The following is a 22,040-nucleotide window of genomic DNA, read 5'->3' as shown; positions in this document are numbered from 1 at the left end:
CGACACCACCTCTGGCCGGGCGGCGGCGTCCGTCCCGCTTCGGGCGTCGTGCAACACCTCCAGTGTGCGTAGGGCCGCCACCACGTCCGGAGACGTCATGGCGTCGCGCGTCAGCTCCGCCAGCGGCCCGCTGACCTCACGGAACGTGCGATTCGCCCGCCGCCGGGGCACCGGGCCGGCGTCGGGTACCCGTTCGTGTGCCGGCGCGGGGGCGGGCACGGGCACCGGGAGGGCGGCCACCCAGTCGGAAACCCGCCGGTGCAGGCCGGGCTCGGGCATGGCGTTGAACCTGGCCCGGATCTCGGCCATCCGCCAACCGCGGGCGCCGCGCGCCAGCTCGATGTTGACCACGATCCTGCCGTCCCCGTCACGCAACGCCACCAGCGCGCACTTCCCCTGCTCGGCCGCCTCGACGTAGTAGGGGGAGCCGATGCAGTTGCCCATGTACGACGACCACTGGGCCAGCATGCGCGCATCGCGGGCGCACTCCAGCCGCAGCTCGGTGCCGGGCAGGATCGTACGGTCCAGCGCGGCCAGCGGCTCGGGCAGCGGGAACGACACGGTGAGCGCCTGCGTGACCTCCAGGTCGGCGACCAGACTCGCGGCCAGCTCCTCCCAGGTCCGGCGCCCCCGTGCCGCCCGGCCCCCGAACGACACGAGGTGCGCCGCCCCGGCCAGGGCCGAGGGGATCGAGTCCAGCGCGGGCACGAGCCGCCCCTCCTCGTCCGGATCCGGTTCCCAGTCGGCGTAGGGGCAGGGGACGCCGTACTCGACCGTGGCCCGCTCGTGGCCGTTGAGCTGGGCGAGCGCGTCGGCGAGCTCGGCGTACCAGAGCAGGTCGCCGGCCGTCTCCTCCTCCTGCGCCGGTACGCCGGGCCGCGCCGCCAGCCTCTCCGTCAACGTCGCCCGCTCCCCGCCCACCGGCGGCTGGGCCCACTCGGCGGGGTCGCGCTGGACGGTGTAGCCGACGGTGCCCCGCCACTCGCGCATTGCCGCCGGCGACCAGCCGCGAAGCTGCTCATCGGCGTCCCCGAGCCGGTCGGTGACCGCCTCCATGACGACCTTCGCGTACTCGGCCGCCCTGGCCAGGCGCTGGTACACGTACTGCGCCGGAACGCCTTTCCGCCTCGCGGCCAGATCCCTGACGTAGCAGCCGGGACGGGCGGGCAGCCCGGCGAGCCCGGGAACCCGGCGGGCCGCGAGACCGGCCTCCTCCGGCCTGATGAGCGCCGCGGCGGCGGCGAGCTGAGCGGCGCACCGGGCCACGCCCTCCTCAGCGCCATGGTCGGCCACGGCGACGGCGGTACGCAGCAGCACCGTGGCGGCCAGCGCGTCGGCCATCGTGCGGCTCATGAACACCGTCCACTGCCACTGGGCGGGGAACCAGCGGGCCGCCTCGCCGAGCGACGGCTCATGTCCCAGTTCGGAGCGGATCTGCCGGATCAGCAGATCATCCTCGTGGGCGCTGTACCGGGTCCTCAGCTCCGCCAGCCTGCTCTGCCTGCCCTGCGTCGCCCGCAGCCGCCCCGCGCGCCTGCCCTCCTCCTGCCGGGCCGCCACCCGTTCCCACAGGTCGAGCAGCAGATCGAGCCTGCGCCTGCGCGGAAACCCCCCGAGCACCTGCGCAAGATGCCCAGCCATGGTCGAGGCCGCCGCCCGCGTCGGATCGACGACCGCCGTCCGCGTCGGATCGACGGCCGTCGGCGGGGCGGACGCGCCGAGGTTCAGGACGTGTACGAGCTGTTCGGCGCCCAGCACGCCGCTGGCCGCCGACGCGAGCTGGAGCGCCGCCCAGCGGCCGTCCGCGATGGCCTGGCTCGCCGCCGCGGCCACCGGCCTGGTCGCCTCCACACCGAACAGCGCCACCAGCACTCCCGCCCGGTCACCCAGCCGGTGCAGACCGTCCAGCCCCAGCACCTGCGCCGCGGCCAGCACGGCATCGCGCCGATCGCCCCGGGCCCCGTCCAGCCGGGCGGAGACGAAACCGGGGGACAACTCCACCCCGGCCCCCGCCGCCGTCACCCCGTCCCCCGAATCGCCCGAGACGAGCCGGGCCAGCGCCGCCACGGCGGGCCCAGGATCGGCATCACCCGGCCCGACGGCAACCGGAACTCCCGGCGCGGCGCCGCCCACGACGACATCACCCACGGAAGAGGGGTCATCGGTCACCAGCCGCCCGTGCACATCCCGGACCTGCTCGTCCCGCCCCGTCACCACCCCGAACGCCAGCCGCACCACACCCACATGATTCGGGCAACCACCCTCAACCGGCAACTGGGTATCGGGCCGGGCCTACGGCTCCGGCACCGCGCGACGGGCCCCGAGCACCTCGTGCAGTTCCGCCGAGCAGCGGGCCAGCTCCGCCGCATGCACCCCCCGCCCCAGCGTGCGCGGCCGGGGGACGGGCACCTCCACGACCGTGAGGACGCGACCGGGACGCGGCGTGAGCACCACCACCCGGTCCGCCAGCAGCACCGCCTCCTCGATCGAGTGCGTCACCAGCACGACCGTGCCCGCGTGCTCCATGTGAATCTGCTGCAGCTCGATCGACAACTCCTCCCGCGTCAGAGCGTCGAGCGCGGAGAACGGCTCGTCCAGCAGCATCACGCGCGGGCGCTGGATCAACGCCCGGCACAATGCCACCCGCTGCTGCATCCCGCCCGACAACTCGTGCGGCAACCGCCGCTGGAACGCCTCCAGCCCCACCATCTCCAGCAGCTCGCGCGCCCGCTCCACGTGCTCCCGCCTGGGCCAGCCGAACATCTCGACCGGCAGCAGCACGTTGTCGAGCACGGTACGCCACGGCAGCAGCGCCGGCCGCTGGAACACCATGGCCACGTCGCGGCGCGGCCTGACCACCGGATCGCCGCCCACGCGCAGCTCACCTGAGGTGGCCGTCAGCAGGCCCGCGACGAGCCTCAGCAACGTGGACTTGCCGCAGCCGGAACGGCCAACGACCGCCACGAACTCCCCGTCGGCCACGTCGAGATCGACCTCGCGCAGCGCCTCCACCGCGCCCCGCCGCCCGCCGAACACCTGGGACACCCCGCGCAGCCGGATCACCCTGGCGACCTCCCCACCGGTGCCGCAGCGCCCGATCGAACCGCCGGCGCCCGCGTCGGAGCGTCAGATCCGATGGTAATTGACGATCGCCCCGCGAAACATTGACCGATCCGTGTGGTCCGTCATGATTCAGAGCATGAGGCGACTGCCCCGCGTCATCACGATCACCGCCATCGTCGCGACCTTCTCCCTCCCCGCCGCCTGCGGCTCGGCGCAGAAGGAGCCCGCCCGCCCGGCGGCCGACCGGGTCACCTACGTCACCGGATTCGGCATGTTCGGCCGGGAGGCGTACGTGTACGTCGCCCAGGACAAGGGCTACTTCCGCGAGGCCGGCATCGAGGTCAGCGTGCAGCCGGGCACGGGCAGCGGCGAGAACATGGCCGCGCTCGCCGGCGGCCGGGCCCACTTCTCGCCCATCGACTTCACCGCCATGCTGCTCACCGCCGGCAGCGGCAGGCAGACCGGCACGGTCGCGGTGGCGGCCATCCACCAGCGCACCCTGGCCGCGCTCATGACGCTCGGCGACAGCGGCATCAGCAAGCCCAAGGACCTGGAGGGCAAGACCGTCGGCGACACGGCCACCTCGGTGATCGCCATGATGTTCCCCACGTACGCCAAGCTCACCGGCATCGACCGGGACAAGGTCAAGTGGGTCAGCCTGCAGCCGACTCAACTGGCCGCCAACCTGGCCTCAGGTCAGGTGGACGCGATCGGCCAGTACGTGGTCGGCCAGCCCACCGTGCGCAACGCCGCCAAGGGCGAACAGGTCACGGTCCTGCCATTCGGCGACGTCATCACCGACATGTACGGCTCCGCCCTGAACACCTCCGCCAAGCTCGCGAGCAGCGACCCCGACCTGGTCAAACGGTTCACCACCGCCCTGCTCAGAGGACTGGCGTACGCGGTGGAGCACCCCCAGGAGGCCGCCCGCATCCTGCTCGCGCACCAGCCCGCCCAGAACGCCGAGGCGGCGGCTGCCGAGCTGACCTTGATGGCCCCCTACGTACGCCCGGCCGGCAGCGACCCGATGGGCACGATGAGCAGGGAACGCGTCGAGCGCGCGATCACCGTGCTCCGCACGGCGGGAGCCTTCCAGGGCCAGGTGACACCGGAGTCCGTGGTCTCGTTCGACCTGCTCCCCAAGGGCTGACCCCGTGCAGCCCGCCGGGGAGGAGGACCGCTCACCACCGCGAGTGGCCCGCGGAGCCGCCCTGACCACACCGGGCCCGGTCCGCGGGGATGTCGTGACCGCAGTCGGCTGGTCCACCCTGGGCATGGTCGTCGCGATCGGCGCCTGGGCCCTGGTCGCCTCGGCGTTCGCGATCCCGGAGATCATCCTGCCCTCGCCCGCCGGCGTGGTCGCCGCCTTCCTGCGCCTGCCCGCCTACCTGCTGGAACAGGCCGCCATCACGCTGGGCGAGACCGTGCTCGGCTTCACCCTTTCCGTGGGCTGCGGCCTGCTGATCGGGATGGCGATCGCGGCCTGGCGGGTGGCGGAGCTGATGTTCTCGCCGCTGCTGGTGGCCTTCAACGCCGTGCCCAAGGTGGCGCTGGCGCCGCTGCTGGTCGTGTGGATGGGCTTCGGGCAGCAGCCCAAGGTGGTCATGGCGCTGCTGGTGTGCTTCTTCCCCGTCGTGTTGTCGGTGGCCGGCGGGCTGACCTCGACGCCGCCGGAACTGGTGGAGCTGGCCAGGTCGCTGGACACCCCGCGCCTGCGTACGTTCGTGAAGATCCGTTTCCCCGCCGCGCTGCCGCAGATCTTCGTCGGGCTGAAGGTGGCGATGCCGCTGGCCTCGGTCGGCGCGGTGATCGGCGAGTTCAGCGCGGGCGACGCGGGGCTCGGCTTCGTGATCGTGCAGGCGGGGGGCAGCGCCGACACGGCGCTCGCGTTCGCCGCCATCGCGCTGCTCGGCGTCATGAGCATCGTGCTGTTCTACGCCCTGGTGCTGGCCGAGCGCCTCCTGCTGCCCTGGGTCAGGGAGACGACCGCGGCGCGCTGACCAGGTCAAAGGGCTCTCACCTCGGCCGATCCTCATAAGTTATATCTAATCGCCTATTGACATAACTAATCGCTACAACCAGTATTCTTGCATGTCAGAACGTGACCTCCTCCTCCATGTGAAGATCCGCAGGGCGCTGGAGGCACGTATCCGCAGCGGCCAGTGGGGCCCGGGAACCCGGATCCCCACCGAGGTCGAGCTCTGCGAGGAGTTCGAGGTCTCGCGCATCACCGTGCAGCGAGCCCTGCGCGACCTCGCCGACGCCGGGCTCATCGTGCGCTTCCGCAGGCGCGGCAGCTTCGTGGCCCAGGCGATCGGCCAGCACAACCTGCTGCGCTTCACCGGCCTGCTGATCCAGGGCCCGGAGACGCACGGCGACCATCGGGTCGTCACGGCACAGGTGCTGCCCGCCCACGCGGCGCGGCTGCGGCTGCCGGGCGTGCCCGATGAGGAGGCGGTCGTCCAGATGGAGCGCCACAAGCTGGGCGCGGATGGCAACGTGATCAACACCGAGGTGCACGTGCTGCCGTTCCGGCTGGCGCCCGATCTGCTCGACCAGCCGTTAGGACCGTTGACAACTCATGCGTACCTGCGCGACCGCGGGGTCGAGCTGGTGCGGGCGAGGCTGTACGTGGAGCCGTACGCGCTCAGCGAGGCCGAGGCGGAGCTGTTCGGGCTGCCCGTGGGCGCCTCCGTCTTCCGCTGGACGCGCGAGACCTGGACACGCCGCGGCGAGATCGCGGAGCTCCTGGAGGAGGTCGTCCCTCCCAGGTCCGACCGTTTCTACGTGGAGACCGACCTGAGCGGCTCCGCCGAACACAGCTGAACCACCCCCCGACCCCCCCGCCACGGTCGCCGGCCGTGCCCCCCGTCATGCCTGGAAGGAGCGTTCCAATGACCAGTGTCGCCGTCGTCGGCACCGGAGCCGTTGGTTCGATGGTCCTGTGGAGGCTGGCCGCGCGCGGCATCCCCGCGGTCGGTTTCGATGCCTACGCCCCAGGCCATGACCGTGGTGCGGCGGGCGGGGAGTCGCGGATCTTCCGCACCGCGTACAAGGAGGGCCCGGAGTACGTGCCCCTGCTGCGCGAGGCTCGCGGCCTGTGGTCGGAGCTGGAGCGGGCGGCGGCACAGCGGCTGCTGACGCCGGTCGGCGGCGTGACGGTCGGCCCGCGCGAGCATCCCAAGGTGGCCGCGGTGCTGGCCGCCGCGCGTGCTTTCGACCTGCCGGTCGAGGTCCTGACCGGTCAGGACGCGCGGGACAGGGTGCCCGAGCATCCGCTGCGCGACGGCGAGGTCATGGTCGTCGACCCCGACGCCGGGTATCTGCGCCCTGAGCCCGCCGTGGTCGCCGCCGTGGCGGTGGCCGAACGGGCGGGCGCCCGCGTGGCCCGCTACACCCCCGTCACCGAGGTGCGCCAGGACGCCGACGGCGTCACCGTCGTCACCGCCGGCGGCGAGCGGCGTTTCACCCACGCCGTCGTGGCTCCGGGCCCGTGGGCGAAGTAGCTGCTGCCGCAGGCGCCCATCGTCGTCAAGGCGATCACCTCGACCTGGTTCCCGCGCCGCGACGACACCCTGTTCGGCCCTGAGACGTGCCCGATCGCCATCCGCGTCGGCGAGCCCGCCTACTCCTGCTTCCCCTCGGTGGACGGCGCCGGTGTCAAGGTCAACCTGCACGTGCCGTGGCGGGAGATCGACTCGCCCGAGTCGCTGGAACGCAGTGTTCCCGTCGCGTACGTCGAGCAGGTGTCGGAGGCGGTCGCCGCGACGCTGCCCGGGTTGCGGCCCGACCCGGTGCGCGTGGCCACCTACGCCGACGCGTTCACCCCCGACGGCCACGGACTGCTCGGCCGGCAGGGCCGCGTCGTGGTCGCCGCCGCGTTCAGCGGGCACGGTTTCAAGCTCGCCCCCGTCTTCGGCGACGTCGTCGCCGATCTGGTCGAGACCGGCGGCACCGCCCGCGCCATCGGCCATCTTGCCCCGAATCGCCCCCTTCGGAGGTCACCATGAAAGCCAGGTCTCTGACCGCCGCGCTCGCGGCCGGGACTCTCACCCTCACCGCCTGCGGTGCGCCCACCCCCTCTGCCGCCCCGGGCACACTGGTCGTCGCCGGGTACGGCGGCTCCTACGAGGAGGCGTTCAAGGAGTCGGTCATCCCCGGCTTCGAGAAGTCCTGCTCCTGCAAGGTCAGTTACATCGCCGGCAGCTCCACCGACACCGTGGCCAAGCTCAAGGCCCAGCAGTCCGCCCCGCAGATCGACGTCGCGCTGATCGACGACGGCGTGCAGAACCAGGCCGTCGAGCAGGGCCTGCTGGCCGCGCTCGACCCGAAGGCGGTCACGAACCTGCCCAAGGTCATCGACCTGGCCCGCCTGCCCGGCGATGTCGGGGTCGGCTTCTCGCTGAACGCCACGGGCATCGCCTACAACACCGACTACTACGCCAAGAACGGCCTGCCCGCCCCCAAGAAGCTGGCCGACCTGGCGGACGCCAAGCTCAAGGGCAAGCTGGTGATGCCGTCGATCACGCAGACGTACGGGCTGGGCGCGCTGCTCATCGCGGCCAAGGTCGGCGGCGGCTCCGAGAACAAGATCGACCCCGGCTTCGCGGGAGTCAAGCCGATCGCGGCCAACGCCGTCACCTTCGACACCACGGCGGATGTGTCCAACTACTTCCTGCAGGGCCAGGCCGTGGCCTCGATCTGGGGTAACTCGCGGGTGCAGACGCTGGCCAAGAAGGGTTACCCGATCGAGTTCGTCTACCCGGAGGAGGGCGCGCTGCCGCTGATCGCCACGGTGAACGTGGTGAACAAGGCGCCGCACGCCGACCTGGCGCAGAAGTTCGTCAACGCGCTGCTGGAGCCGTCCGCGCAGCAGGCGATGGCCGCCTCCAACTTCAACGGCCCGGTCGTCGAGGGCGTCAAGCTCGATGCCGCGCTGGCGGCCAAGGTGGTCGGCCAGGATCGGGCCGCCGAGCTGCGCAAGCTCGACTGGGCTGTGATCAACAAGAACCGTTCCGCCTGGACGGATCGCTGGAACAAGGAGATCGAGACCTCATGACAAGGCTGCTCGCCGCCGCGCTGGCCCTCATCGGCCTGACGGCCTGCGCCCCGCCAAGCCCGACCGCCTCGGCGGGCAAACTCGTGGTGGCGGGGTACGGGGGCTCCTACCAGCAGGCCTTCGAGCAGGCCGTGCTGCCGGACTTCGAGAAGACGTGCGGCTGCCAGGTCACCTACATCGCCGGCAGCTCCACCGACACGGTGGCCAAGCTGAAGGCGCAGAAGGACGCGCCGCAGATCGACGTCGCGCTGATCGACGACGGGCCGCAGGCCCAGGCGGCGGAGGCGGGGCTGCTGGCCCCGCTGGACCCGGCCGCCGTGACCCGGCTGCCGAAGGTGGAGAAGGTGGCCAGGCTCGCCGGGGACGTGGGAGTCGGGTTCGCGATGACGGCGACGGGGCTGGCGTACAACAGCAAGTGGTACGCCGACAATGGCCTGCCCGCGCCCAAGAAGTTGTCCGACCTGGCGGACCCGAAGCTCAAGGGCAAGGTCGTGCTGCCGTCGATCAGCAACACCTACGGCGTGGGCGCGCTCATGCTGGCGGCCCGTGAAGGGGACGGCTCGGTCGAGTCGGGCTTCGCGGGCATCAAGAAGGTCGCGGCCAACGCCTTCACCTTCGACACCACGGCCGACGTGTCCAACTACTTCCTGCAGGGGCAGGCGGTGGCCTCGGTCTGGGGCGGGTCCCGGGTGGAGACGCTGGCGGACAAGGACTTCCCGATCAAGTTCGTGTATCCGGAGAAGGGGGCCATCCCGCTGCTGGCCACCGCGAACGTCGTCAACAAGGCGCCGCACGCCGACCTGGCGCAGAAGTTCGTCAACGCGCTGCTGGAGCCGGCGATCCAGCAGAAGCTGGCCGCCGAGGGCTACGACGGGCCCACGGTGTCCGACGCCACGCTCGACGCCGCGCTGGCCAAGCGGGTGGTCGGCTCGGAGCAGGCGGCCGGCATGACGCCGCTGGACTGGAAGGACGTCAACGGTCAGCGCGCCGCCTGGACCGACCAGTGGACCAAGGAGGTCGAGCAGTGACGAGCAGCACCACCGAGGCGCCGGCGGAGACCGCCGTCCGGCGCGGGCGATTGCGCCTGGACGGTGTGCGCAAGGTGCTGGGCGGCAAGGAGGTCGTCTCCGCCGTGGACCTGGAGACCGAGCCGGGCGAGTTCCTCACCCTGCTCGGCCCGTCCGGCTGCGGCAAGACGACCACCCTGAACATGATCGCCGGTCATCTGTCCGCCGACGGCGGCCTGATCGAGGTGGACGGCCGCGACATCACCGCGGTCCCGCCGCACCGCCGCTCCATGGGCATGGTCTTCCAGTCCTACGCCCTGTTCCCGCACATGACGATCGCCGACAACGTGGCCTTCGGCATGCGCATGCGCAAGGTCGCGGGCGAGCGGCGCAAGAAGCGGGTCGCCGAGGTGCTGGAGATGGTGGGCCTGGACGGCATGGCCGGGCGGCACCCGCGTCAGCTCTCCGGCGGCCAGCAGCAGCGCGCCGCGCTGGCCAGGGCACTGGTGATCGAGCCCGACCTGCTGCTGCTCGACGAGCCGTTCTCCAACCTCGACGCCCAGCTCCGGGTACGCCTGCGCGACGAGGTCTCCGCCCTCCAGCGCCGCATCGGCACCACCACGATCCTCGTCACCCACGACCAGGAGGAGGCCCTGGCGGTCTCCGACCGGATCGCGGTCATGGCCGACGGCGTCATCCACCAGCTCGACCGGCCGCGGGAGGTCTACCTGCGGCCCGCCACGGACTTCGTGGCCCAGTTCATCGGCGAGGTCAACGCCCTCGACGGCACCGCCGCGGGAGGCGGCACCTGCGAGGTCGCCGGCCAGAAGGTGGCGGCGACCCCCGTCGGGGAGCCGCCGGCCGAGGGCACCGCGGTGCGCGTGTACGTGCGGCCCGAGGTCGTGCGCGTGAACACCGAAGGCGAGGGGCTGCGCGGCACCGTCCGCGAGACGCGCTTCCTCGGCTCGCGCATCCGCTGCGTGGTGGACACCCCGGCGGGTGAGGTGACGGCGGCGCTGCCGTTCGACGCGCAGGTTCCCGCGGCGGGGGAGGAGGTGACCTGCGCATGGCGGCCGTCGGACGCGTCGCTGGCAACTCGCTGAGGCGCCCGCGCTGGCGCACGGGCCTGCTGCTCGCGCTGCCCGCCATCGTGATCTTCGCGCTGCTGTTCGTGGCGCCGCTGTTCACGCTGGTGGCCAACAGCTTCAGAACGCAGGCGGGCGCGTTCACGCTCGGCAACTACGCGCGCTTCCTCGGCGACCCGTTCTACCGGGACGTCCTGTGGAACACGCTCAAGGTCGCCGCCCTGACCACGATCGGCTGCCTGGCCGTCGGCTACCCGTTCGCCCTGTACATGCGGGGTTGCTCCGCGCGGGTCCGCAACTGGTTGTCGCTGCTCCTGCTGTCGCCGCTGCTGATCAGCATGGTCATCCGCGCGTACGGGTGGCTCGTGGTGCTCGGGCCCAACGGCCCCGTCGCCGCCGTGATCAAGTGGTTCGGGCTCACCCCGCCGCAACTCCTGTACAACGACACCGCCGTGCTCATCGGCATGGTGCACGTGATGCTGGCGTACATGGTGTTGCCGCTCATGGGCAGCCTGGACCGGATCGACCCGACGCTCGTGCCCGCCGCCAAAGGCCTGGGAGCGCCCGGGTGGAGCTGTTTCTGGCGGATCACGCTGCCGCTCTCCGCGCCCGGCATGCTGGCCGGGGCCATGATCGTGTTCAGCCTCACCGCCTCCAGCTTCGTCACCCCGGCGATCCTGGGCGGCCCGAAGGTCAAGCTCATGCCGTACTTCGTCTACACGCAGGCCACCACGACCCTCGACTGGCCGTACGCGGCCGCGATCGGCTTCGTGCTCGTGGTCGTCACGACCGGGCTGCTGCTCGGCTACTCGCGGCTGCTGCGGCGGGGCCAGGGGGATGTGGTGTTCGGATGAGGCCGATCCGGGTGCTCGGCGGCGCGTTCACGGTGCTGGTCGGACTGTTCCTGATCGCGCCCGTCGCGGTCACCGTGGCCTCCTCGCTGACCGCGACCTCGTACGTGACGTTCCCGCCGCAGGGGATCACGCTGCGCTGGTACGCCGAGGTGTTCAGCAAGCCCGAGTTCCTGTCGTCGTTCGCGCTCAGCGCGGTCGTGGCGGTGGCCGCGGCGGCGATCTCCGCGGTCGTGGGGCTGGCCGGCGGGCTGGCCATCCACCGCCACCGCTTCCCTGGCCGGGCCGCCCTGGAGGCGGTGCTGTCCAGCGCGTTCGCGGTGCCCACGATCGTGCTGGGCATCGGGCTGCTGCAGTGGTTCGCGCAGATGGGGCTCGCCTCCAGCCCGTTCACGCTGCTGCTGGCCCACCTGGTGCTGACCGTCCCCTACGCGGTGCGGCTGGTCCTGGCCGGGCTGGCGGGCCTGGACCGCTCGGCGGAGAAGGCCGCGGCCGGGCTGGGGGCGCCGCCGTTCCTGGTGTTCTGGCACGTGACGCTGCCCGCCGTGCGCGGGGCGCTGATCGGGGGCGCGTTCTTCGCCTTCATCACCTCTTTCGACGACCTGACGGTGGCGCTGTTCGTGGTCACGACCGACCTGCAGACGCTGCCCGTACGGATCTTCAGCTACATGCAGTACGACTACGACCCCACGGTCACCGCCATCGGCACCCTCATGGTGCTGTTCGCGCTGATAGCGGTCGCCGTCATCGAACGTTTCGTCGGCGTCGCCAAGCTGTTCGGCGCCAACGAGGACCACAAGTGAAAGGAGCCAGCGTGCGAGTCGTCGTCATCGGTGCGGGGGTGGTCGGATCCGCGGTCGCGGCCGGTCTCACCCGGCGCGGCGCGCAGGTCACGGTGCTGGAGGCGCGTACCCCGGGGGCCGGTACGACGTCCACCTCGGTCGCGTGGATCAACGCCAACAACAAGACCCCGAAGGAGTACTTCGACCTCAACCACGCCGCCGTCTGGGCTCACCATCAGCTGCCCGGCGACTGGTTCTTCCCCACGGGCAACCTCGAATGCGCGGTCACCGACGAGCACAAGCAGCTCCTGGAGACCCGCGTCGGCCGCCTGCTGGACATGGGTTACCCAGTCGAGCGGGTGAGCGCCAGGCGGGCGCTCGCCCTGGAGCCCGACCTGGTGCCCCCGCCGCCCGGCACCGAGTACGTGTTCTTCCCCGGTGAGGCGTACGTTCAGCCGCTGCGGCTGCTCGGCCGCCTGCTCGGGGAGGCCCGCGACGGCGGCGCCACGCTCGAGTGCGGGGCCGAGGTCACCGCCATCGAGACGTCCTCCTCGGGCGTGAAGGTGACGCTGGCCGACGGGCGCACGTTCGCCGGCGACGTGGTGGTGACCTGCACGGGACGCTGGACCCAGCAGGTGGCGGCGCTGGCCGGGGCCACGGTCCCGATGCTGGACCCGGCCGTGTCCGGCACGGTCACCAACGGTTTCCTGGTCACGACCACCCCGGTGCCCGCCCGCCTGTCACGGGTCCTCACCACCGCCGCGCTCAACCTCCGCCCGGACGGGGGCGGGCGGATGTTGCTGCAGTCCCTGCCTCTGGACGGCCTGGCCGACCCGGCCACGCCGGTGCCCGCCGAGGTCCTCACGGAGATCCTCACCCTGCTGCCCGGCGTTCTGCACGGCACGGAGGGCGCCTCGGTCGAGCGGGCCGTCGTGGGCCAGCGGGCGATGCCCGGTGACGGCCTTACGGTGGCCGGCTTCGCCGACGCGGAGCGGCGGGTGTACACGGTGGCCACGCACAGCGGGGTCACGCTGGCGCCGCTGCTGATGTCGGAGGTGGCGGCCGAGGTGTTCGGCACGGAGTCGGAGCTGCTGTCCCCGTTCCGCCCCGCCCGCTTCACCGACGGCACCGCCGGCCCGGCCCCGACCCCGGCCCGCCGGCCCGGCCAGCAGTAATTTCAACCCCCAGGCGGTTGAACAGGTATGCCTGACCCCCGCCTGGGATCCTCGACGGCCCGCCTGGGATCCTCGTCGGCGCGACGTCCGCCACCGGGCTGTCACCGGCCGCCAGGACCGGGCTGTCACCGGCCGCCAGGACCGGGCCCTCACCAGCCGCCAGGACCGGGCCCTCACCGGCTGCCAGGGCCGGAGCGGCGAACCGTGATCACCGCCGTTGTCAGGCGGGCCTGCCCAGGCGGGGGCGGCCCAGCAGCCCGAGCAGCAGTGGTGCCACCCGGTCGAGCGGGACGATGTGGTCGACGGTCCCGATCCTGTCGATGACCGCCTCCGGCATGCCGAAGGCGTGGCTGGTGTCGGCGTCGGTGGTGATGACGGTGCCCCCGAAACGATGCACGGCGGTGGACCCCGTCGCGCCGTCGTTGCCCCTGCCCGACAGGACGACCGCGATGACGTCAGGGCCCGCCGCCACGGCCAGGGTGGCCAGCAGCAGGTCCGCCGAGGGCCGGGAGGGCGGGTACGGCCCTGAGGCGATGAGGGCCAGGCGACGGTCCCTGGTGACGAGCAGGTGCCGGCCCGACGGCGCGACCGCGACGTGCCCGGAGACGAGCGGCTGGCCGTCGTACGCCGCTGAGACGGGCATGGCGGTCAGCTTGCCCAGGATGGCCGGCAGGACGCTCTTGTAGTCGGGCGATACGTGCTGCAGCACGATGACCGCGGCGCCCAGGTCCGATGGCAGCGCGGACAGGACCAGGCCGGCGGCGGCGAGCCCGCCGGCGGAGGACACGATCGCGACGACCGGGGATGCCCCGATGGGCAGGGGGACAGGCTCCGGCGGCCCTGTTGCGGAGACCATGTCGGTCCTCCTTCGCGGGAGATGGCTCCCCCCTCATTCCACCGCAGGTCAGGCTCTCATGGGTAGAGCCATTGGTTCTGGAATCTCCCCTTTCGTCCGCTGGGGCGCGATCATGCCGCCGCCCAAGGGCCTCGCAGGCTTACAAACGACGGCGGGTGGCGGTGGAGGCACCGAAAACGCTCCCCTTGACAGACGCTGACTTTACGATCAAATTAGGCAAGGCTTGCCTAACTAAAGCATTCGGGGAGGACTTGCCGCAATGGACGGGATCGAAGGAGCCATCGCCTCGGTGCCCGGCGCGGCCTGGGGGATCGGGGCGGCCGTGTGCGCCGCGCTGTCCGAGGCCGGGGTGCTGCGGCCCGAGGCGTACGACGTGGCTTGCGGCCACAAGGACACGACCCAGCCGGGACCGATCGCCGACATCGGTGCGATCGTCGCGGCCCGACTCAAGGAGACAAACCTGTGAACCCCTTCGACGACCCTGACGGCGAGTTCTACGTGCTGGCCAACGACGAGGAGCAGCACTCCATCTGGCCCTCCTTCGCCGCCGTGCCCGACGGCTGGTCGGTGCGCTTCGGCCCCGACGCCAGAGCCGCCTGCCTGGCCTACGTCGCCGCGACCTGGACGGACCTGCGCCCCCGCAGCCTGCGCCGGTAAGGGGCGCGATACTCGCCGTCCACGTCACGGCGATGTGCATGAACGGCCCGGACGCGACCGTGCTGCCCGCGCTGTTCGCCATCGCGACTGAATTCGGCGTGCCCCCGGCGGCACTCCGTGCGAAGGTTCACCAGCGAATCTACATTGTAAAGGCGTGGGGCTGGTGACCGCCTGGTTGGCGCGGACCGGGCGGTCTCCAGTCCCACGCCCTTTGAATCATCCGGCGGCGAGGGGGATGAGCCCGCCGATCGCATGACCATGGAAAGACGAGGAGCCCGCATTGGCCAGAGGGAACCTGAACAGCACCAGGATCAAACCCCGGACCTCCGAACTGCTCATCCTGCGCGTGCTGCGCCGTGAGCGCCTCTCACCGCACTTCGCCCGCGTCACCCTCGGCGGAGGGGATGCCAAGAGTTTCGTGCCCATGGGGTACGACCAGTGGTTCCGCCTCTTCCTGCCCGTCTCCGAGGACTCGCTGACGCGCCTGCCGCCCAAGCTCACCACCCTCAGCTACGCCAAATACCTGACGATCTCCAAGGCCTCCCGCCCGGTGCTGCGCAACTATTCGGTACGGGCCTACCGCCCCGAGGGCCCCGAGATCGACGTGGACTTCGTCCTGCACGGCTCGGCCGCCGATGGCACGGCGGGGCCCGCCGCGGCGTGGGCCGAGACGTGCGAGCCGGACGACAGCGTGGCGATCATCGACGAGGGCATCGGCTTCAACCCGCCGCCCGAGACGCGGCGGGTCGTGCTGGCGGCCGACGAGAGCGGGCTTCCGGCGCTGGCGGGCATCCTCGCCTCCCTGCCGCCCGGCACCCGGGGGCACGCGTTCGCCGAGGTCCCCTCGCCGGAGGACCGGCTGCCGCTCGACGTGCCCGAGGGCGTGGAGCTGACCTGGATCGTGCGCGAGGGCCCCGCCGCCGCGCCCGCCGCTGTGCCCGCCCCCGTGCCCGCCACCGCGCCCGCCCCCGTGCCCGGCGCCGGCGTCCTGGACGCCGCGCGGGCGCTGCCGCTGTCCGGGGAGCCGTTCTACGGCTGGGTGGTGGGGGAGTCGGCGCTGCCCGCGGCGCTGCGGCGGCACTGGGTGCGCGGCGGGGTGCCGAAGGAGCACATCATATTCTGCGGGTACTGGCGCAGGCGGTGACCTTCACCGCCTGCGCATCCCGGCAGCACCCCGGCCCGCGCACACCGTTCTCCCTTGTGAAGGGTGGATCCGTCAGGCGGTGCCGTGGGGGTTGTCGATGACGTACCGCCATCGGCCGTCGGGGCCGCGTCGTACGACGTCGGTGGCGGTGCCGCTCAGGTCGATCTCGCTGCCGTCGCGGGCGGTGCCGCGCATCGACCAGTCCACGATGAGCAGGGCGATGTCGCCGGCGACGTAGGCGTGGCGGGGGCGCGTCTCGATGGGCAGGCCGAAGCTCTGCAGGTGACGGTTGGCGGCCACGCGGTCCTGTCCGGTGACGGGGTGACCGGGCACGGGGACGAGTACGGCGTCGTCTTCGTAGACGTGGTCGAGCGCGGTGGGATCACCGGTGTTCATGGCCGCAACGAAGCGGGCGGCAGGGCTGCCGGGGTCGCCGGCGAGGATCACGCGAGGCTGCGGAATGTCATGACTACTCATGACAAAATGATCATATCACATTCCTAGAGCCCGGCTCATGATCCGGAATTGTCGTGGGGGCTCGATAACGTCCTGACCATGGCTGACACGGTGATGGTGAGGGATCCGCTGTCCGGCGGCGTGGCTGTCCGGCGGCTGGACGACGCTGGGCGGCTGGACCGTGCGGTCGTCATCGACGCGGTGGTGGGGCGGCTGCTGTGTCCCGGGGCGCCGGTCGAGCTGGTGCGCCTGCACGATCGGCTCGACCTCTCCCTCGATGAGTCGGCCGCCTGCGCCGGGGCCTATGCCAGGCTGGTGCCCGCCGGGCCGGTCGAGGCGGCCTCGCTGGCGGTGGCCCAGTTATGGCGGCTGGAGGAGGCGGGGCTGCTGGGGGAGGAGCTGTTCGCCGGGGTGCTCCGGGCGCTGGCGTCGCGGCCGGAGCGGAAGTTGCTGCGCGATGCCCTGTCGTGGGCGGGTGACGCGGTGTTGCGTGATGCGGGGCGGGCGGATGCCGTCCTGGAGGCGATGGCGCTGATCTTCGGGCAGGACACGGTGGCGTTGCAGGAGCGCGCCGTGCGGCTGGCCGTCTCGCTGGCGCCGCAGGCGGGGCCGGCCGGCCGCGAGGCTGTCCTTCGGGCGGCGGCGGCACTGCCCCTCGAACTGCGGGAGAAGGTCGCCACGGTCTTCGGACGTTAGAAATGGTTGTCCGCTCTCTTCGGAGCAGAGCCACCAGCGAGGTGATATGCCGGGTTCCGCTGTCGGTGAAGGTGTTCTGCCGTGGGCGATGAGGGGGTGCCACGGGTCGCCTGAGCAAGGAGGGTGAGGCCACAGGCAACAGGCCGACGGCGGAGAGGCGGTGGCGTCATGGTGATCGCGCGAGTGGTGGGGCCCGGCGAGTGGCGGGCGGACGAGGTCCGGGGCGATGACTGGAAGGTCCGGCTCGACGACGGGCATCGGAGGGAGCTGCTCGCCGCGGTGCGGGCGGCGGAGGGCGAGGTCAGGCGGGAGGGGTTCGCGTTGCCGACGCTGGGTCCGGTGTTGCGGCGGGTTCGCGGGGATTTGGTGGGCGGGCGCGGGTTCGTGCTGGTGCGGGGCGTGCCCGTCGAGGAGATGAGTGAGCGGGAGTGCGAGGTCGCGGCGGCGGGTCTGGCGTGCCATGTGGGTGAGGTCGTTCCGCAGGGGCCCGGGCGGGCGCCGTTGATGCATGTACGTGACACGGGCGCGGATCCGGCCGAGGGCCGGACGCGGAGCTATGAGCATCGTGCGCGGCTGGGTTTTCACAGCGATCCGACCGATGTGGTGGCGTTGTTGTGTGTGCGGCCGGCGAAGTCGGGGGGCTTGAGCGCGATTGTGAGTTCGGTGGCGGTGCACAACGAGATCGTGCGGCTGCGGCCGGATCTGGCGGAGGTGCTCTATCGGCCGTGGTGGCACGATCGGCGTTCTGGTGATGGGCCGGAGAGTTTCTTCGAGAAGCCGATCTGCGTGCCGCGGGAAGGGGGCGGGGTGTCGATGTCCTACGGCCCTGACTACCTGCGTTCGGCGTTGCGGGGTGCGAGTGTGCCGCCGTTCTCCCGGGAGCAGGCGGAGGTGATGGAGATGCTGGATCGGCTGACGAATGATGCGCGGTTCGTGCTGACGATGGATTTCCGCGAGGGGGATATGCAGTTTCTGAACAACCATGTGGTGCTGCACAGCCGGACGGCATTTGAGGATTATCCGGAGGAGGGGCGGCGGCGTCATCTCTTGCGTTTGTGGCTTGCCGCCGCGGAGTGAGCTTGGTCGCGGGTGGGTGGGACGTCGGTTAGTGTTCTTGCACGACGCGCATCGATGCGCGTCGTGCATCTTTGTAAGGTGGGTCCTCAGTGAGAGGCCCCCTCAAGAACAGGACGTGCTGATGGCCGACGACAGCCTGACCGAGGAAGCTCCGAGCGCGAGCACCACGGCGATGCGGCGGATCCTGCCGCCGGACATGGTGGAGCGCGGGCGCTGCCCGTTCGATCCGCCGCCCGGTCTGCGGGGCAAGGACGCGGTCCGGCCGTTGGATCTGCTCAATGGCGCGCGGGCGTGGCTGGTGACGGGGTTCGAGGAGGCCCGTACGGTGCTGTCGGACGCGCGGTTCAGCGCCGACAAGATGCGCCATCGGGACGCGACGTCGCTGCAGCCGCACGAGGTGGCCGCGATGGAGGCGGCGCAGCCGCCGAAGGCGGAGATGCCGGAGCGGGAGGACGGGCTTTTCGTCTTCATGGACCCGCCGGAGCACACCCGGCTGCGGCGGCTGCTGACGGGCCAGTTCACGGTGCGGCGGATGCGGGAGCTGGAGTCGCGGGTCACGGAGATCGCGGTCGAGCACATCGAGGCGATGAAGGCGGCGGGCACGGAGGCCGACCTGGTGCCGGCGTTCGCGTTGCCGCTGCCGTCGCTGGTCATCTGCGAGCTGCTGGGCGTGGACTACGCCGACCGTGCGGAGTTCCAGGAGCGTACGGCGGTCGGGCTGAACGCGAACTCGACCCCGCAGGAGCAGGCCGCGGCGCGCGCCGAGCTGTATGCGTACATGCGGCGGCTGGTGGCGGGCAAGCGCTCCAACCCCGCCGACGACCTGCTGTCCGGGCTCATCCACGACGCCCAACCGCCCCTCACGGACGCGCAGCTGACCGATGTCGCGCTCGTCCTGCTCAACGCGGGCCATGAGACCACGGCGAACATGCTGGGTCTGGGCACGTTCGCGCTGCTGGAGCACCCCGGCCAGCTCGCGGCGCTGCGGGCCGACCCCAGCCTGATCGACAACACGGTGGAGGAGCTGCTGCGGTACCTGTCGATCATCCAGCTCGGGGTCAGCCGGGTCACCACGGAGCCGGTGACGCTGGCCGGTGTGGACCTCCCGGCCGGTGCGACCGTCGTGATCGCCACGCCCGAGATCAACCGGGATCCGCGGCACTGGTCCGATCCCGACGCGTTCGACCTGAGCCGGCCGCGTACTCCGCACCTGGCCTTCGGGCATGGGGTTCACCAGTGCCTGGGGCAGCAGCTGGCCCGGATCGAGATGCGGATCGGGCTGGGCGAGCTGATCTCCCGCCTGCCGGACCTGCGCCTGGCGGTGCCGGCCGAGCAGGTGCCGGTACGCAACGAGATGCTCATCTTCGGCGTGCATTCGCTGCCGGTGACCTGGTCCTGAGACGGCAGGGGAGGCGCGGCGGCGGAGCCCATGAGCGGCGGGGCCCATAATGGGGAGCCGTGGCGGAGGAGGCTGGGTTGGTTCGTGCTGCGTCTCCCGGTGACAAGGCCGGGTGGCTACGGTGACGTCGGTCGTGGGCCGTCGCGAACGCAAGAAGCAGGCCACCCGGGCCGCGCTGCGCGAGGCGGCGCTGCGCCTGGCCCTGCGCCACGGCGTCGAGAACGTCACCGTGGAGCAGATCGCCGAAGAGGCCGACATCGCGCTGCGGACGTTCTTCAACTACTTCTCCTCCAAGGAAGAGGCGGTCGTGGCGTCTTTCTCGCTCGCCGCGGAGGAGATCACCGCCCAGTTCAGGGCCCGGCCACGGTCGGAATCGGTGCTGCGGGCCTTTCGTGAGGCCGTGCTCGTCGTGATGAACGAGAGCGATGCCCTGAGCCAGCGCTACGTTGAGGCGTTGCAGCTGATCCGTCAGGCTCCGTCGCTGGTGCCTCAGCAGCTGGCCGTGCTCGCGGCGCAGCAGCAGACCCTGGCCGAGGCGATCGCGGAACGTGTCGCTCCGCCCCGCGCCGGCGAAATGGGCATCTATCCGATGGTGTGCGCGGCGGCGGTGCTGGCGTCGTTGTGTGTCGTCCTGGATCGATGGTTGCGGGAGACGTCCGGCCTGGATCAGCTGTCGGCCATGACCGTGCTGGCTCAGCAGTTCGACGCGGCGATCGCCGAACTGACCGCCGGCCTGGACCGGCCCAGCCTTGAGGAGCGGTGATCTCCGCGTACGGGCAGCACGAGGTCACGCCGGAATCGGTCGTGGACGCCGCCATGCCGCTGCATCCGGTGATCTCTCCGGACGGTCGCTGGGCCGCCTACACGGTCGCCGCGGTCGGGCGGACGCAGGACGGTCCGAGCAGCGCCATCTGGATCGCCGCGACCGACGGAAGCTCATCACCCAGGAAGGTGACCGCCGGAACGGCGAACGACTTCGGCCCGCGATGGGCGCCGGATTCCGCTTCGCTCTTCTTCGGATCGGACCGGGTGGAGCGAGGCACCATCCAGATGTATCGGATCCCCCTCGACGGCGGCGACGAGGAGCGGCTGACCACGTGGCGGCGCGGGATCTCCGACTACGTTCCCCTGGCAGACGGGCGGCAGGTCGCGGTGGTGGCCGAGGAGCCACCGGCCGACGAGGACGAGCAGGCTGAAGGCGACGAGCGGGCTGAAGGCGACGACGCGAAGGTGTGGGGCGAGCGGGTGCCCAACAGCCGGTTGTGGCTGCTGGATCTGGACACGGGCCGTTCGCGGCCGGTGGACGGGCTGGGCGACAGGCATGTCGTCGAAGTCGCGCAGCGTCCTGACGGGGGCGCGCTCGCGGTGCTCAGCTGGGCGACCCCGGAGCTCGACCCCGGCTGCCTCACCTGCGAGGTGCACGTGGTGGACGTGGAGACCGGCAAGGTCAGGGCGCTCGGCCGGGCCGCGCTGGATGCGTCCTCGCCGACCTGGTGGGACAGGGACGGCGTCTGGCACCTGTGCTACCTGGCGACGACCCCGCCCGGCCCGGTGGGGGGCCGCGCCGTCTTCGACCTCGTTGTGCCCGAGACCGGTCTCGCGGCCGACCATCACAACCTGACGAGCGGCATGACCGTCTGCCCGGCCGGCCTGGCGCAGGTCGCGGAGGGGCCGCCGGTGGCACTGTTCGCCGACGGGCTCGACACCGCGATCTACCGGCTCGACCCCGAAACGCGCACGTTCCGGCGGACCACCTCCATGGAGGGCATGGCCACCGCGCTCACCGCGAGCCACTCGGGCGAGGTCGTCGTCGCGCTGGCGAGCACGGCGTACGAGCCGATGGACGTGCACGCCGGATCGCCCGCCGGTCGGCTCGTCCGGCTCAGCGACACCAGGCCGGAGCTGCGCGGGCTCGGGTGGGGAAGGCAGGAACGCCTGTCCTACCAGGCGTCCGACGGGCTCGACCTCGACGGACTGCTGATCCTGCCGGCCGGGAGCAGCCGCCACGACGGCCCGTTCCCGCTCATCACGCTGGTGCACGGCGGCCCGTACGCCAGGCACGCCGACCAGTTCATGCTCGGCGTGATCCCGTCGGGACAGTGGCTCGCGACCGCCGGATACGCCGTGTTCCTGCCCAATCCGCGGGGCGGCGAAGGCCACGGGCACGCCTTCGCGGCGACCGTCGCGGGCGCGGTCGGCCTGGACGAATGGACGGACATCGCCACCGGCATCGACCTGCTGATCGCCGGCGGCGTCGCCGACCCGGATCGGCTCGGGATCGCGGGCTGGAGCCACGGCGGGTTCATGAGCGCCTGGGCCGTCGGGCAGACGGACCGGTTCAAGGCCGCGGTGATGGGCGCCGGCATCAGCGACTGGGGCATGCTCGTCGCGACCGGCGAGAACGGGACCCTGGAGGCGGGACTCAGCGGGAGCTGCGGCTGGGAGGGAGCCGGCCCGCACCGGCACGACCGGCTCAGCCCCATCTCCCACGCCGCGCGGATCCGTACCCCGGTGCTGATCCTGCACGGCGAGGACGACACGAACGTGCCGGTAGGCCAGGCCACCTACTTCCATCGCGCCCTGCGGAGATTCGGGGTCGAGCACGAGTTCGTCGTCTATCCGAGAGAGGGCCACGCGATCCGGGAGCGCGGCCATCAGCTCGACGTGTTGCGGCGCACCCGCGCGTGGTTCGACCGATGGCTCGCCGTCCCCGCGCGGGATCACCGCTGAGGC

General features: G+C 71.6%; 24 protein-coding genes. 20 read left to right on the top strand and 4 right to left on the bottom strand.

From position 1 onward, the window contains the following. Together ACFPZ3_RS20800 and ACFPZ3_RS20795 are read right to left on the bottom strand one after the other, a co-directional pair. On the bottom strand, positions 1 to 2,238 hold a 2,238-nt coding region (locus ACFPZ3_RS20800; RefSeq protein ID WP_379515827.1), incomplete at its 3' end, for a hypothetical protein. Positions 2,239 to 2,292: 54 nt separating this feature from the next. Further along, positions 2,293 to 3,063, bottom strand: a complete 771-nt coding sequence (locus ACFPZ3_RS20795; RefSeq protein WP_379515826.1) for an ABC transporter ATP-binding protein — start codon at positions 3,061 to 3,063, stop codon at positions 2,293 to 2,295. A gap of 136 nt (positions 3,064 to 3,199) precedes the next feature. On the opposite strand from ACFPZ3_RS20795, the gene ACFPZ3_RS20790 reads away from it, so the two are divergent. The 11 genes from ACFPZ3_RS20790 to ACFPZ3_RS20740 all read left to right on the top strand — a co-directional run bounded on the left by ACFPZ3_RS20790 (position 3,200) and on the right by ACFPZ3_RS20740 (position 13,022). Next, positions 3,200 to 4,213: an ABC transporter substrate-binding protein gene (locus ACFPZ3_RS20790; RefSeq protein ID WP_379515825.1), complete on the top strand. Its 1,014-nt coding sequence runs from the start codon at positions 3,200 to 3,202 to the stop codon at positions 4,211 to 4,213. 94 nt (positions 4,214 to 4,307) lie between these two features. After that, entirely contained in the window at positions 4,308 to 5,063 is a 756-nt protein-coding gene (locus ACFPZ3_RS20785; RefSeq protein ID WP_379515824.1) for an ABC transporter permease, read from the top strand. A gap of 91 nt (positions 5,064 to 5,154) precedes the next feature. Continuing rightward, positions 5,155 to 5,889, top strand: a complete 735-nt coding sequence (locus ACFPZ3_RS20780) for a GntR family transcriptional regulator (protein ID WP_379515823.1) — start codon at positions 5,155 to 5,157, stop codon at positions 5,887 to 5,889. Positions 5,890 to 5,957: 68 nt separating this feature from the next. Next, on the top strand, positions 5,958 to 6,569 hold the full coding sequence (locus ACFPZ3_RS20775) for an FAD-dependent oxidoreductase (RefSeq protein ID WP_379515822.1): 612 nt from the start codon (positions 5,958 to 5,960) through the stop codon (positions 6,567 to 6,569). 138 nt (positions 6,570 to 6,707) lie between these two features. Further along, entirely contained in the window at positions 6,708 to 7,073 is a 366-nt protein-coding gene (locus tag ACFPZ3_RS20770; RefSeq protein WP_379515821.1) for an FAD-dependent oxidoreductase, read from the top strand. Further along, positions 7,070 to 8,122 (top strand): ABC transporter substrate-binding protein, encoded by a 1,053-nt coding sequence (locus ACFPZ3_RS20765; protein WP_379515820.1) that lies wholly within the window; start codon positions 7,070 to 7,072, stop codon positions 8,120 to 8,122. The genes ACFPZ3_RS20770 and ACFPZ3_RS20765 overlap by 4 nt, the downstream gene beginning before the upstream one ends. Then, positions 8,119 to 9,150, top strand: coding sequence for an ABC transporter substrate-binding protein (locus ACFPZ3_RS20760; RefSeq protein ID WP_379515819.1), 1,032 nt, complete (start codon positions 8,119 to 8,121; stop codon positions 9,148 to 9,150). Before ACFPZ3_RS20765 ends, ACFPZ3_RS20760 begins: the two co-directional genes overlap by 4 nt. Next, complete coding sequence (locus ACFPZ3_RS20755) at positions 9,147 to 10,232, top strand: ABC transporter ATP-binding protein (RefSeq protein WP_379515818.1); 1,086 nt, start codon at positions 9,147 to 9,149, stop codon at positions 10,230 to 10,232. Before ACFPZ3_RS20760 ends, ACFPZ3_RS20755 begins: the two co-directional genes overlap by 4 nt. Further along, positions 10,196 to 11,068: an ABC transporter permease gene (locus ACFPZ3_RS20750; RefSeq protein WP_379515817.1), complete on the top strand. Its 873-nt coding sequence runs from the start codon at positions 10,196 to 10,198 to the stop codon at positions 11,066 to 11,068. Before ACFPZ3_RS20755 ends, ACFPZ3_RS20750 begins: the two co-directional genes overlap by 37 nt. Further along, complete coding sequence (locus ACFPZ3_RS20745; protein WP_379515816.1) at positions 11,065 to 11,868, top strand: ABC transporter permease; 804 nt, start codon at positions 11,065 to 11,067, stop codon at positions 11,866 to 11,868. The genes ACFPZ3_RS20750 and ACFPZ3_RS20745 overlap by 4 nt, the downstream gene beginning before the upstream one ends. 11 nt (positions 11,869 to 11,879) lie before the next feature. Next, entirely contained in the window at positions 11,880 to 13,022 is a 1,143-nt protein-coding gene (locus ACFPZ3_RS20740) for an NAD(P)/FAD-dependent oxidoreductase (RefSeq protein ID WP_379515815.1), read from the top strand. Between the two features lie 220 nt (positions 13,023 to 13,242). On the opposite strand, the gene ACFPZ3_RS20735 is transcribed toward ACFPZ3_RS20740, so the two are convergent. Further along, on the bottom strand, positions 13,243 to 13,878 hold the full coding sequence (locus ACFPZ3_RS20735) for a chemotaxis protein CheB (protein WP_379515814.1): 636 nt from the start codon (positions 13,876 to 13,878) through the stop codon (positions 13,243 to 13,245). 259 nt (positions 13,879 to 14,137) lie between these two features. On the opposite strand from ACFPZ3_RS20735, the gene ACFPZ3_RS20730 reads away from it, so the two are divergent. From ACFPZ3_RS20730 to ACFPZ3_RS20715, 4 genes are all read left to right on the top strand, one after another. Continuing rightward, the gene (locus ACFPZ3_RS20730; RefSeq protein ID WP_379515813.1) at positions 14,138 to 14,344 is read left to right on the top strand and encodes a hypothetical protein; all 207 of its coding nucleotides are present in this window, start codon (positions 14,138 to 14,140) and stop codon (positions 14,342 to 14,344) included. Then, positions 14,341 to 14,535, top strand: a complete 195-nt coding sequence (locus ACFPZ3_RS20725) for an MbtH family protein (RefSeq protein ID WP_379515812.1) — start codon at positions 14,341 to 14,343, stop codon at positions 14,533 to 14,535. The genes ACFPZ3_RS20730 and ACFPZ3_RS20725 overlap by 4 nt, the downstream gene beginning before the upstream one ends. Positions 14,536 to 14,573: 38 nt before the next feature. Next, the gene (locus ACFPZ3_RS20720; RefSeq protein ID WP_379515811.1) at positions 14,574 to 14,702 is read left to right on the top strand and encodes a hypothetical protein; all 129 of its coding nucleotides are present in this window, start codon (positions 14,574 to 14,576) and stop codon (positions 14,700 to 14,702) included. Between the two features lie 113 nt (positions 14,703 to 14,815). Then, positions 14,816 to 15,679: a siderophore-interacting protein gene (locus ACFPZ3_RS20715; RefSeq protein ID WP_379515810.1), complete on the top strand. Its 864-nt coding sequence runs from the start codon at positions 14,816 to 14,818 to the stop codon at positions 15,677 to 15,679. A gap of 72 nt (positions 15,680 to 15,751) precedes the next feature. Here the strand turns inward: ACFPZ3_RS20715 and ACFPZ3_RS20710 are convergent, their stop codons facing one another. Continuing rightward, positions 15,752 to 16,156: a YybH family protein gene (locus ACFPZ3_RS20710; RefSeq protein ID WP_379515809.1), complete on the bottom strand. Its 405-nt coding sequence runs from the start codon at positions 16,154 to 16,156 to the stop codon at positions 15,752 to 15,754. A gap of 78 nt (positions 16,157 to 16,234) precedes the next feature. Between ACFPZ3_RS20710 and ACFPZ3_RS20705 the strand changes: the two genes are divergently transcribed. The 5 genes from ACFPZ3_RS20705 to ACFPZ3_RS20685 all read left to right on the top strand — a co-directional run bounded on the left by ACFPZ3_RS20705 (position 16,235) and on the right by ACFPZ3_RS20685 (position 22,037). Beyond that, a complete protein-coding gene (locus tag ACFPZ3_RS20705) occupies positions 16,235 to 16,831 on the top strand; it encodes a hypothetical protein (protein ID WP_379515808.1) in 597 nt (198 codons plus the stop codon). Positions 16,832 to 16,999: 168 nt separating this feature from the next. Then, positions 17,000 to 17,908: a TauD/TfdA family dioxygenase gene (locus ACFPZ3_RS20700; protein WP_379515807.1), complete on the top strand. Its 909-nt coding sequence runs from the start codon at positions 17,000 to 17,002 to the stop codon at positions 17,906 to 17,908. A gap of 121 nt (positions 17,909 to 18,029) precedes the next feature. After that, entirely contained in the window at positions 18,030 to 19,307 is a 1,278-nt protein-coding gene (locus ACFPZ3_RS20695) for a cytochrome P450 (protein ID WP_379515806.1), read from the top strand. Positions 19,308 to 19,428: 121 nt separating this feature from the next. Next, complete coding sequence (locus tag ACFPZ3_RS20690; protein WP_379515805.1) at positions 19,429 to 20,070, top strand: TetR/AcrR family transcriptional regulator; 642 nt, start codon at positions 19,429 to 19,431, stop codon at positions 20,068 to 20,070. Continuing rightward, a complete protein-coding gene (locus ACFPZ3_RS20685) occupies positions 20,067 to 22,037 on the top strand; it encodes a S9 family peptidase (protein ID WP_379515804.1) in 1,971 nt (656 codons plus the stop codon). Before ACFPZ3_RS20690 ends, ACFPZ3_RS20685 begins: the two co-directional genes overlap by 4 nt. Positions 22,038 to 22,040: the final 3 nt, after the last annotated feature.

The organism is Nonomuraea insulae (assembly GCF_042656245.1).
This window is presented reverse-complemented; position numbering and strand designations above follow the sequence as displayed.

Coding starts and splice junctions, on each gene's coding strand:
- ACFPZ3_RS20790 (WP_379515825.1), top strand. CDS start 3,200: ATGAGGCGACTGCCCCGCGTCATCACGATCACCGCCATCGTCGCGACC.
- ACFPZ3_RS20780 (WP_379515823.1), top strand. CDS start 5,155: ATGTCAGAACGTGACCTCCTCCTCCATGTGAAGATCCGCAGGGCGCTG.
- ACFPZ3_RS20775 (WP_379515822.1), top strand. CDS start 5,958: ATGACCAGTGTCGCCGTCGTCGGCACCGGAGCCGTTGGTTCGATGGTC.
- ACFPZ3_RS20765 (WP_379515820.1), top strand. CDS start 7,070: ATGAAAGCCAGGTCTCTGACCGCCGCGCTCGCGGCCGGGACTCTCACC.
- ACFPZ3_RS20760 (WP_379515819.1), top strand. CDS start 8,119: ATGACAAGGCTGCTCGCCGCCGCGCTGGCCCTCATCGGCCTGACGGCC.
- ACFPZ3_RS20750 (WP_379515817.1), top strand. CDS start 10,196: ATGGCGGCCGTCGGACGCGTCGCTGGCAACTCGCTGAGGCGCCCGCGC.
- ACFPZ3_RS20745 (WP_379515816.1), top strand. CDS start 11,065: ATGAGGCCGATCCGGGTGCTCGGCGGCGCGTTCACGGTGCTGGTCGGA.
- ACFPZ3_RS20735 (WP_379515814.1), bottom strand. CDS start 13,878: ATGGTCTCCGCAACAGGGCCGCCGGAGCCTGTCCCCCTGCCCATCGGG.
- ACFPZ3_RS20730 (WP_379515813.1), top strand. CDS start 14,138: ATGGACGGGATCGAAGGAGCCATCGCCTCGGTGCCCGGCGCGGCCTGG.
- ACFPZ3_RS20720 (WP_379515811.1), top strand. CDS start 14,574: ATGAACGGCCCGGACGCGACCGTGCTGCCCGCGCTGTTCGCCATCGCG.
- ACFPZ3_RS20710 (WP_379515809.1), bottom strand. CDS start 16,156: ATGAGTAGTCATGACATTCCGCAGCCTCGCGTGATCCTCGCCGGCGAC.
- ACFPZ3_RS20705 (WP_379515808.1), top strand. CDS start 16,235: ATGGCTGACACGGTGATGGTGAGGGATCCGCTGTCCGGCGGCGTGGCT.
- ACFPZ3_RS20700 (WP_379515807.1), top strand. CDS start 17,000: ATGGTGATCGCGCGAGTGGTGGGGCCCGGCGAGTGGCGGGCGGACGAG.
- ACFPZ3_RS20695 (WP_379515806.1), top strand. CDS start 18,030: ATGGCCGACGACAGCCTGACCGAGGAAGCTCCGAGCGCGAGCACCACG.